The sequence below is a fragment of the Collinsella aerofaciens genome, from assembly GCF_040910265.1.
GTDB classification, from domain to species: Bacteria; Actinomycetota; Coriobacteriia; order Coriobacteriales; family Coriobacteriaceae; genus Collinsella; species Collinsella aerofaciens_BK.
Genome location: NZ_JBDGAW010000025.1, coordinates 1 through 13,707 on the forward strand (window position 1 = coordinate 1; position 13,707 = coordinate 13,707).

At 59.5% G+C, this 13,707-nt stretch carries 9 protein-coding genes and 1 tRNA gene; 8 read left to right on the forward strand and 2 right to left on the reverse strand.

Features of this window, described 5'->3' with window-relative positions:
* The first annotated feature begins 193 nt into the window (after positions 1-193).
* The 8 genes from acpS (at position 194) to AB5Z14_RS09035 (ending at position 12,085) form a co-directional block, all read left to right on the forward strand.
* Positions 194-733, forward strand: coding sequence for a holo-ACP synthase (gene acpS, locus AB5Z14_RS09000; protein ID WP_006235843.1), 540 nt, complete (start codon positions 194-196; stop codon positions 731-733).
* Positions 734-2,350, forward strand: coding sequence for an NAD(P)H-hydrate dehydratase (locus AB5Z14_RS09005; RefSeq protein ID WP_368131129.1), 1,617 nt, complete (start codon positions 734-736; stop codon positions 2,348-2,350).
* 2 nt (positions 2,351-2,352) lie between these two features.
* On the forward strand, positions 2,353-3,498 hold the full coding sequence (alr, locus tag AB5Z14_RS09010) for an alanine racemase (protein ID WP_368131130.1): 1,146 nt from the start codon (positions 2,353-2,355) through the stop codon (positions 3,496-3,498).
* 8 nt (positions 3,499-3,506) lie between these two features.
* Positions 3,507-4,127 carry a uracil-DNA glycosylase gene (locus AB5Z14_RS09015; RefSeq protein WP_118256876.1) on the forward strand — a complete coding sequence of 207 codons (621 nt, stop codon included), beginning with the start codon at positions 3,507-3,509 and terminating at the stop codon, positions 4,125-4,127.
* Between the two features lie 12 nt (positions 4,128-4,139).
* Positions 4,140-4,646 carry a tRNA (adenosine(37)-N6)-threonylcarbamoyltransferase complex ATPase subunit type 1 TsaE gene (gene tsaE, locus AB5Z14_RS09020; protein WP_006235849.1) on the forward strand — a complete coding sequence of 169 codons (507 nt, stop codon included), beginning with the start codon at positions 4,140-4,142 and terminating at the stop codon, positions 4,644-4,646.
* Entirely contained in the window at positions 4,633-7,017 is a 2,385-nt protein-coding gene (gene tsaD, locus AB5Z14_RS09025; RefSeq protein WP_368131131.1) for a tRNA (adenosine(37)-N6)-threonylcarbamoyltransferase complex transferase subunit TsaD, read from the forward strand. The genes tsaE and tsaD overlap by 14 nt, the downstream gene beginning before the upstream one ends.
* An 810-nt stretch (positions 7,018-7,827) precedes the next feature.
* Entirely contained in the window at positions 7,828-9,717 is a 1,890-nt protein-coding gene (locus AB5Z14_RS09030; RefSeq protein WP_368131132.1) for a carbon starvation CstA family protein, read from the forward strand.
* 184 nt (positions 9,718-9,901) lie between these two features.
* A complete protein-coding gene (locus AB5Z14_RS09035; RefSeq protein WP_368131133.1) occupies positions 9,902-12,085 on the forward strand; it encodes a hypothetical protein in 2,184 nt (727 codons plus the stop codon).
* Positions 12,086-12,618: 533 nt separating this feature from the next.
* Here AB5Z14_RS09035 and AB5Z14_RS09040 read toward each other — a convergent pair.
* A tRNA-Gln gene (locus tag AB5Z14_RS09040) sits at positions 12,619-12,690 on the reverse strand.
* 38 nt (positions 12,691-12,728) lie between these two features.
* Complete coding sequence (locus AB5Z14_RS09045) at positions 12,729-13,634, reverse strand: peptidoglycan-binding domain-containing protein (protein ID WP_022094145.1); 906 nt, start codon at positions 13,632-13,634, stop codon at positions 12,729-12,731.
* Between the last annotated feature and the right edge of the window lie 73 nt (positions 13,635-13,707).

Here is a 13,707-nt window from a genome sequence, read left to right on the forward strand (position 1 = left end):
GCCAGGGCGCCGCTGACCGGTGGACGGCACCGAGCCGTCGGATGACTTGAAGAAGGGGGAGGCCTCGCGGCCTCCCCTTTTTTTGCGTTTACGGGCTTTTGTCTCACATAGTAGCTGTGTTTTATAACCCTCGTTTGTCGCATCTTCTGCGAACGGGCTACAATAACTTAGTCTGTGCGATATGGAGGTGAACATGGCTGAAGCTGGTATCGGCGTTGATATCGTCGAGATTTCCCGCATGAAATCAATTCTTGAAAAGACGCCGTCGTTTGCTCGGCGTGTGTTTACCGAAGAAGAGCGTGCGTATTGCGATGCATCATCGCGTCCCGCTGCTCACTATGCGAGCCGCTTTGCTTCGCGCGAGGCGGTACTTAAAGCTCTCGGCACGGGTTTTAGTCAAGGCGTGGGTCGCAAGGATGTTTCGGTTACGCGTGATAAACTCGGCAAACCGAAGGCGCTGCTTTCGGGCCGTGCTCTCGAGATCGCTCAAGAACTGGGTGTTGTTGAGGTCGCTCTTTCCATTACGCTTACAGGAGACTTGGCCGTTGCGAATGCCATCGCGATTACCGAAGATGCTCGGCCTAAGCCAAAAGAGGAAAAGGTGAGCACCAAGAAACGCGTAGCGCAGACATTTAAAGAGGCTCGCTCTGTTTTAGATGAGCTTGAGCAGCTGCAGAATTCAGCATTGACGGAGCACCTGGGCGATGCTTCGCAAGATACGCTAGGAGCATAGATGAAACCGGTTTTGAGTACCGAAGAAGTCGTTCGTCTCGAGGATATCATCGAACGCGAAGGGACTTCGAAGGCCGAGCTTATGGAGCTAGCGGGTGAGTTTGCCGCCAACGAGGTCTTGAAGCTCAATCCCGATCGGGTTCTCGTTCTGGTCGGTTTTGGTAATAATGGCGGCGACGGTTGGGTTGCCGCCGATATCCTGAGCCATAAGGGTGTGGACGTGGATATCGTTTCTCCGGTTGAGCCGGATGAGATTCCTGCTGCTCTGGCACGTCATGTTGCTCGTCGTACTGCCGGCCGCGATGTGCACGTTTGCGTCGGCCCCTCGCGTGACGAACTCGAGGTTTTGATCGATAAGGCCGATGTTGTTGTCGATGCCATTTTTGGTACCGGTTTCCACGGAAATCTGCGTGCGCCGTTCTCCATCTGGATTCCTACGGTCAATGAATGCTCCGATTGTGTCGTATCCATTGATGTTCCCTCGGGCCTGAATGCCGAGACGGGCGTTGTTGATGACGACTGCATTCGTGCCGAGCATACGGTGACGATGATTGCGCCCAAGATTGGTCTGTATAGCGCTGATGGTCCTGAGTATGCTGGCGATTTGATCTGCGGCAATCTTTACGACCGTCTTGACGAGGTCATCGATGATGTCGACCACGCCGCCGAGATTGTCGAGCCCGGTGACTTAGTTGATTACTTTGCCCCACTACCTACGAATATCGATAAGTATTCCCGTGGCGCTGTGCTTATTGTCGCCGGATCTGCGCAATATCCTGGTGCTGCCATTATGGCGGCCAAGTCTGCAGCTCGCGCGGGTGCTGGTTACGTGGCAGTCGCGGCTCCTGACGCCTGCGCCAATCTTATTCGCATGGCACTTCCTTCGATTCCCGTCTTTGCTATTCCGTCTGATTCCCGCGGCTCCTTTGGCGCCGCTGCGCGCATGACTGTGTGCGAGATTGCAAAGAAGTACAGCTGTGTACTGTGCGGTCCCGGTATGACGACATCTGCCGGCGCTATGCAGGTGGTTTCGGGCTTGCTCGAGCTTGATGTGCCGCTTATCTTGGACGCCGATGCACTCAACTGCCTTGCTAAGATTGCCATTGACGGTATTGATAGTAATCCTGAGATGTATCGTCGCGAGCAGCCGTTGGTTATGACGCCGCACTATCGTGAACTTTCGCGTCTGGTTGCCGGTGACGAGGTGAACGACCTTGGTACCGCGATTGCAGCCGCGCAGAAGGTTGTCTGGGCTGCAGGCTCCGACAACCTGGTGGTCATTGCCAAGGGGCCGACGACGGCTATCTGTGGCGTTGAGCGTGTACTGCTGCCGCTCTCGGGTCCGGCTTCTCTGGCAACTGCCGGTTCGGGTGATGTTCTCGCGGGTATTTTGGCCGGCACGCTTGCCACCATGCGCGACGAGATGGATCGTTGGGAGTTGCTGTATTCGTACGCCGTCGCACTTCACAGCTACGCCGGTTTTGCCGCGGCGACGGAGTATGGTGAGAAGAGCGTTATCGCGACCGATCTTATCGACTTGATCGGTCCTGCCATGGAGCTGGCGGCAAAGGATGCGCTCGAAGATCTGGGAATCATGGACGAAGGGTCGGATGACTAATCATGAATAAAGCCGATTTGACGCGCTGGTCCTGGGTCGAGATCGACCGTGGGGCGCTCCGTCGCAACACGAGGGCCTATAAGAACTTGCTGAATCCACGTCAGCGCCTGTGCTGCGTGGTCAAGGCCGATGCTTATGGTCATGGAGCTGTTGAGTGCGCCAAGATCATGTATTCGGCCGGTGCCGACATGTTTGCCGTGGCGACGGTTAACGAGGGCGTTGAGCTCCGACAGGGCGGGATTACGAAGCCCATCCTCATCCTAAGCGAGCCGCCTATCGAGGCCATTCCGACGTTGCTCGAGTTTGATATCATGCCTTCGGTCTATACGTCTGACTTTGCTCTTGCGTATGGCGAATGTGCCGTCGCGGCGGGCAAGGTGGGCAAGTATCATCTCGCCATCGAGACGGGCATGAACCGCATTGGCGTACATTACACGCAGGTGCTCGACTTTGTCCGCGGTATTAATTTCCATCGCGGTATTCAGTGCGACGGCGTATTTACGCACTTCGCCACGGCCGATGAACCTTCGGGCTGGGACTACAAGCTGCAGTGTCAGCGCTTTACCGAGGCCGTTCAGGCCATTAAGGATGCGGGTTTTGAGTGCGGTATCGTGCACTGCGCCAACACGCCGTCCTCGATGCTCGACCCTTCGATGCATTTTGATATGATTCGCGCCGGCGTTGGCTTGTATGGAATGCAGCCGTGCGAGCTGAGTGGCCGCGTGATGCAGCTTGATCCCGTTATGAGCGTCCATGCGCGTGTGACGCGCGTGGCACACCCTGCGATGGGTGAGGGCGTGGGCTACGGTTTTACCTACCGCGTACCGCGTACGCGCGTTCAGGTCTGCACGCTGCCGATCGGTTATGCCGATGGCCTATCGCGTACGCTTTCCAATCGTATGGATGTGCTGTATCGCGGCGAGCGCGTGCATCAGGTTGGCAATATCTGCATGGACCAGTTTATGGTCGCCATTCAGTCCAACCCGGCACACGAGATTCCCGAGGCCGAGTATGGTGACGAGATGATTATTGTCGGCCGCGATGGCGATGCCGAGATCACTATGGACGAGATGGCCCGACTGCGCGGAACGATTAACTACGAGGTCGCCTGCGGCTTTGGCATGCGCCTCGACAAGGTCTACGTGTAGGAGTCGCCATGGGCGTCATGCACATCCCCGGCCATACCCATCAGGCACCACGTGAGGTCGCACTCGAGGAAATTGAGGCCGTTCTGGGCGATTGTCACCTCTGCCAGCTCTACCAGTCGCGTCACAATATCGTGTTTGGCGTGGGAAACCCCCACGCTCGTGTGATGTTTATTGGCGAGGCGCCGGGCCGCAATGAGGATTTGCAGGGCGAGCCCTTTGTGGGGGCGGCAGGCGAGGACCTCAACGGCATTTTGTCGCTGGCGGGGCTCAAACGCGAAGACGTCTACATTGCCAACGTGCTTAAGTGCCGCCCGCCGGGAAACCGCAATCCACGTCCCGAGGAAGTGCTGGCTTGCTCGCCGTTTTTGCGTGAGCAGATTCGAAGCATCTGGCCCGATATTATCGTGACGCTCGGCAACCCCGCGACGCACTTTGTGCTTAAGACCGAGATTGGCATTACTAAGCTGCGCGGCAGGTTCCACCAGATGGGGCATTTTGTAGTAATGCCCACGTTCCATCCGGCAGCAGCGCTACGCAATCCGGCGTGGCAGGAACTGCTGGAGGAAGACTTTAAGATGCTGGGCGACTATCTGGAGCGACATCCCGCACCAGAGGACGCCTCGGAATAATAAGGAGCATATATGTCCCTGGAGCGCCTGGGGGTAGGTACTTACAAAACGACTTGCGCTGCCGATACGGAGTACTTTGGCGAGCTAATTGCACCGTGCCTTGAGGACGGCGATGTGCTCATCCTGACCGGTGGCCTGGGAGTGGGCAAAACTCACTTTACCAAGGGCGTCTCGCGCGGGCTGGGCGATGGGCATATGGTTACGAGCCCTACGTTTGCGCTCATGGCCGTTCACGATCAAGGTCGTATTCCGCTGTTTCACTTTGATCTATACCGCCTGGAGCATGCCTATGAGCTCGAGGATACGGGCATTTTCGATGTGCTGGGCTATGAGGGTGCTTGCCTGCTGGAATGGGGCGAACAATTCCAGGACGAGCTGACGGATGAGTATCTTTCGGTGACGCTCAAGCGTGATGAGGGCGACAGTGATGTGCGAACGATAACGCTCGAGGCGCACGGTGACCGTGCAATGGAGCTTTCCCATTTGATTGATAAGGCTGTACAAGATGAGCTTGCATAACGACAACGCGCTGGTGGTGGCGCTCGATACTTCGACCGACATGCTTGCCTGCGCGGCAAGCTTGATTGATGGGCAGACGGGCGAGACGAAGCTCGTGAGTGGCGACCACATGTGTCGCCGTCACGCCAACGTTGAGCTCGTGAATACCGTTGATGGCGTGCTGGCTCAAGCCGGTCTGGATCGCAGCGATGTTGGTTGCTACGTGGTCGGCCGCGGCCCGGGGTCGTTTACGGGTGTGCGCATCGGCATCTCCACTGCCAAGGGCCTCGCGCGCGGTGCCAATGTTCCGCTGCTGGGCGTGTCGACGCTCGACGCTTGCGCTTGGACGGCGTGGAAGGCTGGCGTGCGCGGCAAGCTTGGTATCTTGGCCGATGCTATGCGCGGTGAGGTATATCCGGCGCTGTATATGCTGGTCGATGAGGGTCCCGAGCGTCAATTTGAGCGCGAACACGTGGTCAAGGCCGCCGTGGCGCTCGATGAGTGGCGCCAAGCGGCGGACTGGGACCAGGTTCAGCTGACCGGTGACGGTCTCGTGCGCTATGGCAAGCTGCTGGGTGAGGACGAGACCGCCCGCTGCGTGGAGCGCGACCTGTGGTGGCCTTCGGGCGAGGGGTTGCTGCTCGCACACGCTGCGGGTGACGGCGATCCGGCCCGCGTCCTGCCGATTTACACGCGCCTTTCGGATGCCGAGGAAAACGAGCGCAAGCGTCTTGGTCTTGCCGAGAGTGCGCAGAGCGAAATTACGGGCGTTGCCGATGAGCTCGCCGGTCGTCATCTGCAGTTCCGTCCCATGGGCGCGGCGGATGCCGAGGGCGCGAGCGCGCTGGAGGCTGCCTGCTTTGAAGGTGCCGGACACGAGGCGTGGACGCCGGGCATGTTCTTGTCCGAACTGGGCGAGGACGTCGCTGCGCCGCGTAGTTGGTGGGTGGCACACGACGATGGCAAGCTGCTGGGCCTTGCCGGCGGTATGGTCGTGGACGGTGATGTACAGATTCTGGATGTCGCCGTCGACCCGGCACATCGCCGTGAGGGCATTGCCCGCAAGCTGCTGTCGCACGTGAGCTATGATGCCCAGATGCTCGGCTGCACCACGGCTTCGCTCGAGGTCGAGGACGGCAACGAGGGAGCGATCGCGCTTTATAACGCTCTGGGCTTTACCGAGGCTGGCCGTCGCCGCGGTTACTACGGTGTTGGCAAAGATGCCATCGTCATGACGGCGCCGCTGCCCCTGGTGCTTCCGGTCAACAACGCTTCGCCCGAGCCGACGGCGGCTGAGCAGCGTGTATGGCCGCTGCCTGCGCCCGAGCGAACCGTTGAGGAGCGCGCTGAAATTGAGCGCCGTCGCCTAGTGCTCGCTATCGAGAGTTCCTGCGACGAGACGGCCGTGGCGATTATCGATGCGGATGGCAATATGCTGGCCAACCAGGTGTCGACACAGATTGATTTTCACGCCCGCTTTGGCGGCGTGGTGCCCGAGATCGCCTCGCGCAAGCACGTTGAGGTGATTGTGAGTGTCGTAGATGCGGCGCTCGAGGATGCCGCGGCATCGCTTGGCCTTGAGGGTGGAGCCATTGCCCCCAGCGAGCTTGCCGCCGTGGGCGTGACACAGGGTCCGGGCCTGGTGGGCGCCCTCGTGGTGGGCGTTGCCTTTGCCAAAGGCTTTGCCTGCGCTGCCGGTAAGCCGCTCGTATGCGTCAACCATCTGGAGGGGCACCTGTTTGCCAACTTGCTGGCGCAGCCCGACCTCAAGCCTCCGTTTATCTTTACGCTTGTCTCGGGCGGGCACACCATGCTCGTGCACGTAAAGGCATGGGGCGACTACGAGGTGCTCGGTGAGACGCTCGACGACGCCGTGGGCGAGGCCTTCGACAAGGTGGCCAAGGCGTTGGGCCTGGGCTATCCCGGTGGCCCCATCATTTCCAAGCTGGCCGAGACGGGCAATCCCCGCGCGATCGATTTCCCCCGTGCGCTTAACAGCAGGGGAGACTATCGTTTCTCGCTTTCGGGTCTTAAAACGGCCGTGACGCTCTACATCGAGCAGGAGACCAAGGCCGGGCGCACGATTCACCTGCCCGATCTGGCAGCTTCGTTTGAGGCAGCTGTCTTTGACGTGCAGTACAAGAAGGCCAAAAACGCACTGCACGCTACCGGATGCAAGGAATACTGCATCGGTGGCGGCGTCTCGGCTAATCCGCATCTGCGCGAGATGATGATCAAGAAGCTTGGGCGTCAGGGGATTCGCGTAACGGTGCCGCCCTTGTCTGCCTGTACCGATAACGCAGCCATGATCGCGGAGGTCGCCCGCCGTAAATTCGACCGAGGTGAAATCTCGCCGTTCGACGTCGACGCCGATCCGAACATGACGCTGTAGCTGGTACGGCGCGGTCCCCGGACGGAGGGGCCGGATATAAGGTTTCCTGCTCTACAGTCCTGCGCAAGACGAAGGCCACATTAAGTGGCCTTCTTTGCGTGCGGAACTCGCGATAAACCTTATATCCGGCCCCTCCGTCCGGGGACCTTTCTGTGTCGATATAGCTTCTGAGCTGGTTTGGCGTCGACAACGTCCAGCAAAGTTAACAAGCCAGTGTCGAATTTCCGGCGTTCTTTAGCTGAAAGAAAAAAGTTGGTGTGCGGAGCTTTGCTCCGCATTTGGGATGGGAGCCCCTGAGAGCCGCGGGAGCCGGGCGGCGCATATGAACTTTATCGCGAGTTCCGCACGTAAAGGAAAGCACTTAATGTGCTTTCCGTCTTGCGCAGGACTGTAGAGCAGGAAAGTTCATATGCGCCGCCCGGCTCCCGCGGCTCTCAGGGGCATCTCTCATGCAAAAACTGTCGTGAGGTAAAGTACGAGGTCAGTGGCGTTTTATACCGAGAAATTCAAAAAAAGTTGAAAATTCATTACATATTTGCGTTGACTTTAGGTAACTAAAGTTTCATACTCCTTTTCAACCACTGGGGGATGTGAACACGCACGGATCGTTCACATCATGATTGAAGAGGATTTCTTAGACATGTTCACGCATCAGCTAAACATTATCAGCGTAGTAATTATCTGATGCGGGTTAGCACATACAGCTAGCCCGTACGATAACGGGCGGCTGATGAAGATGAGGGCCGTCGAGCGCAACCGACGGCCCTCATTTTTTATGTCTAGGAAGTTCTTTTTAGAGGAGGAAATGTAATGAACGGAGTTTTGCTCATGGTTGTGGCCGCGGCGGTGCTCGCCTGCGGCTATCTGGGCTATGGTCGCTGGCTGGCCAACAAGTGGGGCGTTGACAAGGATGCCCTCACGCCGGCCAAGCGCATGAAGGACGGCAACAGCTTCTCGCCCGTCTCCGCCTTCACCGCGTTCTCGCACCAGTTCAGCTCGATCTGCGGTGCTGGCCCCGTCACGGGTACGATCGTCGCCATGGCCTTTGGCTGGCTGCCCGTCGTGCTCTGGGTCCTCGTCGGCGGCATCTTCTTTGGTGCCGTCCACGACTTTGGTGCCCTGTACGCTTCGATGAAGAACAACGGCAAGTCGCTCGCTCAGCTCATTGAGAAGTACATCGGCAAGACCGGCCGTCGCCTGTTCCTGCTGTTCTGCTGGCTGTTCTGCATCATCGTCATCGCCGCCTTCACCGACATGGTCTGCAAGACGTTCATGTTCACCCCGGCCGTTGACGCTTCTGGTGCTGCTACCGGTGCCATCGACTTCACCAAGTCCTATGCCGCCGGCTGCGCTGGTACCATCTCCATCCTGTTCACCTTCGTCGCTATCGCCTTTGGTTGGGCCCAGAAGAAGTTCAACCTCACCGGCGCTGCCGAGTTCGTCACCGGCGTGGTCCTCATGGTTCTCATGTTTGCCGTCGGTATGCAGTTCCCGGTCTACCTGGATAAGTTCCAGTGGTTTGCCGTCGTCATGGTCTACCTGGTCTTTGCTGGCGCCATGCCCATCCAGATGCTCAAGACCCCGCGTGACTACCTCACTTCCATCATGATGATCGTCATGATCGTCTGCGCTGTCCTCGGCATCGTCGTCCTGGGCGTCAACGGTCAGGCCACTATCACCGCTCCGGTCTTCACCGGCTTCTCCACTGCCTCCGGCATGATGTTCCCGGTCCTGTTCGTCTCCGTCGCTTGCGGTGCTCTCTCCGGTTTCCACAGCCTCGTTTCTTCCGGCACCTCTTCTAAGCAGGTCGAGAAGGAGCAGGACGCCGTCAAGGTCGGTTACGGCGCCATGATCGTCGAGTCCTTCGTCGGCATCCTTGCCATCATCGTCGCTGGCATCATGTTCTCCGATATGAACACCGCCGGTACTGGCGCCCTCAACGCCGGTGTCGCTTCCACCCCGTTCCAGATCTTCGCCGCTGGTATCTCCCGCGGTATGCAGGCCTTCGGTGTTGACGGCACGCTCGCTACCGTCTTCATGACCATGAACGTCTCCGCTCTGGCCCTGACCTCGCTCGATGCCGTCGCCCGCATCGCCCGCACCTCGTTCTCCGAGTTCTTTGCCCAGACCAACGACGCCCTGGCCATCGAGTCCAAGGCCGGCTACATGAAGGTACTCGGCAACCCCTGGTTCGCCACGGTCGTTACCCTGCTTCCCGGTCTCGCCCTCGCTTTTGGTGGCTATGCCAACATCTGGCCGCTCTTTGGTGCTTCCAACCAGCTGCTCGGCGGCATGACCATGATCACCCTCGCCGTGTTCTGCAAGTGCACCGGCCGCAAGGGTTGGATGCTCTACGTGCCCGTCGTCTTCCTGCTCTGCTGCACCTTCACCTCGCTGGTCCAGAGCGCCATGGGCTGCATGGCCGCTGTCCAGGCTTACGGCTTCTTCGGCACCATCCCGGCTACCGCCACCACGGCCGCCGTCTCCGTCGCCGCCACCAAGGGCCTGCAGCTCGTCTTCGCCGTCCTGCTGATGGTCCTGGGCCTCATTGTCGCCGTCAACTGCCTCAAGGAGTTCTTCGGCAAGGAGGCTGGCTCCATGCCTGACGAGGAGCCCGAGTGGTCCGAGATGGGCAAGGCCGAGTACGGCCGCGCCGCTGCCGCCGAGGCTCCCGCTGACGCCGAGGCCGCCAAGGCCTAGTCAGCTTGATGGACTAACCGTTCCATCCATATGACTCGGAAAGACCGGGTCCGCAACGACGCGGACTCGGTCTTTTTTTCATGCGAAAGCGGGTGACGCTCGAGTGTTCTCGCAGATGTTTTGCGTGGATAAGGGCGTGCGTTGTACCATATAGACGTATATGTGTACATATGAAAGGGGCCCCGTGGCCAAGACGGTATATTCCGATAATCAAAACAATGTCGATGCTTTGGCTGAGCGCCTGAGCAGCCAGACGTCGCTTTCTGCTGAGCGCGCCAAGCTGGTTGCCTACGACCTGCTCTGCCGCAAGGCGCTCAAGATTAAGTCGAGCGCGCTGGCGCAGATTTTCCGCTCCGTCGATAAGGAGTGCGACACCAAGGCGATGCGCGATGAGCTTATCGCGGCAAAGATCGTGACCAAGATCGAGGGTAGCGGCATTAACGGGCGCCCGGCGTTCTATACCATCAATGCCGAGATCCGCGATGCCCAGGAGCAGCCTGCCGAGTCCGTCGAGGATTTTGTCGTCGAGGATTCCGCTGACGTGCCTGCTGTGGAAGAAACTGCTCCGCGTGAGCATGTTGATACCGATGAGTTGCTCGATGAGAACGTCGTGCGTGCCTTTACGGCCAAGGCAGGACGCGGCGGTTTTGGTGGGGGTGGCAAGCGCGATGCGCAGCGCCGCGCCCAACAGGAGCGCTTCCGTCGCGCCGTTGCTCAAAAGGGCGAGACGGATGCCGAGGCTGTTGAGACCGAGGTTGCTGCCGAGTCGCAGAAGCCCACGAAGGAGCAAAAGCCCGTGGAGGCCCAAGAGCCCAAGCGCCGTCGCGGTGCTCACTTTAAGGCTGCACAGCAGGATGCCGCGCGTGAGGTTGAAGAGTCTTCTGAGGTTGCAGACGATGTTGAGGAGTCTGCCAAGAAGGCTCCGGGTTCGTGTCGTCCCGGCCGCGGTTTTGCGGGACGCGCGTATCCCGTAAGGCGTCAGGAGAAGAGCGAGCCGGCTTCGACCGCTCAGGGCGAGAAGGACGAGAAGGCCGTTGAGCCGGTGGCTCGCGAGCAAAAGCCTGTTGAGCCGCAGCTTGAGGTTGATGCCGAGGCCAAGGGCCAGCAGCCTACTGATGAGCAGACGGAGCAGGGCGCGTCGAGCAAGCCTCGCCGCCGTCGCCATCGTGGGGGCCGCAGTTCCCATGCCGAGACTGCAACCGAGAAGACCACGCCGCAGAACGAGGATGCGAAGGCCGAGGTTTCTTCGGGGCAGCCTAAGCGCCAGCCGGCGAAGGAGAGCAAGTCCGTTCGTCCGCAGAAGCAGGCATCTATGCCGAAGCGCGAGCGCAATTCCCAAGGCGATTCTAAGCGCAAGTCTCAGAAGAAGCCGGAGTCTGCCGCAGTAGATACTGCTGCCCAGCAGCCCGAGTCGGCCGCCCACGGCGAGGTCTCGGCGTTTGCCCTTGCCCGCGTTTTAGGCAGGCAGCTGCTCAAGGTTGTCCCCACGCCTATGGCGCTCTCCAAGATCAAGGAGCAGCAGACACAGATCGTAAAGGTCGAGGGCAAGGACGGCAAAAAGGCTCCGCAGCGCACTCAGCACAACGAGATGTCCAACCGCAAGATTGCCGAGGAAATCGCAATCATCCAGGCTTGGATCGAGCAGAACCGAGGTGCCGATACGCCGGTTGCCTCGCGCCGCCAGCGTGCCTACCAGATCTTTAACGACGAGAAGGCTTTTGACGGCAAGCACGGTGAGCGCCTGATCAGGCGTATGACCGAAAAGGGCATCAGCATGCAGGCGATCAAGGTCGCCCCCAATCGCCCCGTGCACTTTACGGGCTTCTTTACGCTGGGAGCCGACAAGCCGTTCATTATGGTCGAGAACCTGGACACCTACGACGAGATCGTCAAGCTGCTGCGTGGCCGCAAGCACGCCAAGCTCTTTGGCATCAAGGTGGGCGGCGTGATTTTTGGCGGCGGCTGCAAAGCGAGCGTCTCGCACGCACTGGATGATTATCTGGCCGAGATTGGCTATCGCTTTAACTACGTCTACTACGTGGGCGATATCGATCGCGAGGGCGCGCGCATCGTCGAGCAGGCTCGCAATGCCAATGTGGTTGAGATTCGCCTGCATGCCGGCATGTACCGCGCCATGCTCGCCGAGCATAAGCGTCGCGTGAAGGCCGGCGGAGAGTGCGAGCCCGCGGCTGCCAACCAGGGTGTGCCGCAGAACCTGGCAGCGACGATCAAGGATCTGCCCATGGTTACGCGCGTGCAGTTCCGCAACGTGCTGCGCGAGGGCGGGCGCATTCCGCAGGAGATTCTGATGACCGCAGACTATCGGGATGGCGACTCGGGAAGCTTCGACCGCATGCTGAACAACTAGGGCGTTCGGCCCCGGGAGAGTGGGGACACCGGCTTAGGTTTCCTGCTCTACAGTCCTGCTCACGACGGAGGCCACATTAAGTGGCCTCCTGTTCGTGCGGAACTCGCGATAAACCTAAGCCGGTGTCCCCACTCTCCCGGGGCCTGCGGCTACTTGGTTGTCGCATGCGGCTCGCTTTTCGGAACTGGGCTGATATTTTCTTGATGTTAGGCGCTCTTGGTCCTTTCGGGCTTGGGGCGTCTGTCTTATATAGGTAGATTCCTTGCGGGTTCGAATTTCTCCGCTTGCCCACAAGAAAGCGCCCTGGGCCGTTATGGGCTCAGGGCGCTCAATTGTAATGGCTGGGACGGAGGGATTCCGCGTCCGCCTGGTCGGCGGCCGCGTTCCGCTGCGTCGCTTCGCTTCTTGCGTGCTGCGCTGGAAAACGCTTCGCGTTTCCTCAGCTCCGCACCCTTGCGGGTTCGAATTCCTCCGCTTGCCCACAAGAAAGCGCTCCAGGTTCATAAGGGCCTGGAGCGCTGTGTTCTTAAGGGCTGGGACGGAGGGATTCGAACCCCCAACAGCCGGCACCAAAAACCGGAGTTCTACCGTTGAACTACGTCCCAATGTGTGGTGTTGCCCAAAAGCAACTCGTCTAGTTTACCTAATCTGCGAGGGCATCGCAAACGCCATCGAGCAGGCGTACGGCGAGTGTCTGCGCGTCGCTGGCCGTGAAGGTGCCGTTGTAGCGCGTCATGCCCGTGAGCTCAATGCGAATGCGTGCCGGCTTCTGCTGCGCGGCGACATTGGCGGTGCGGATGCGCTGGGCCAGGTTGTGGCACTCGGCGAGGGCGATCGTGGCGCGCGGCGCTGCATCTGCGGGCAGCTCATCGCTTGCGATCTCGAGCACCAGGTCAACGTCGGTTGGGACCTCGGAGTCGCAGAGCATCATGCCGCTGTTGTCGGTCGTTGCCGTGGCGATATTCCACATGCGCGACGCAACGCTGCGTGCGATGGGGTCCTCGCCGATAACGGCAATCTGGAAGCGCTCGAGCACGTTGGCGGCGCGAGCAAAACCGATACGGGACTCGGCTTCGGTGACCGAGGGCTTGCCCTCCCACACATGGTGCAGGCGGTTGATGTAGGCGTAGGTGTCCTGGAAGGCCATGCCGTCGGCAAACAGGCCGACATTTTCCTGGAACTGCTGCAGGGCGGCCTCGGTATGCGGACCAAAGTAGCCGTCGTCTTCGCCACAGGCAAAGCCCAAAACGTTGAGAGCGCGCTGCAGGGCCTGCACATCGGCGCCATGGAAGTTGGGCATGCGCAGATAGAGAGTGCGGTCGCCCAGCTTATACGAAGCGTCTACAAGGGCGCTCCAGCAGGGGATATCGACGGCATGACCGGCAGCAAGGCCGCTGTCGAGCCTGAAGGTGCTGACGGCCTGCTCAGTGGTGGCTCCAAAGTACTTGTCGGTGACTTCGGCGGCATCAATCGTGTAGCCGAGCTGCAGGAGACGAGACTGCACGTCCTCGACGGCTGCTCCTTGCATGCCCGTTGTAATAGGTTCCATGAACGAACCCCTTTCGGCGTACCATTCGTACTATTTGAGCGTCTGTCGGATAGACAACGCAAAGGGATGCATA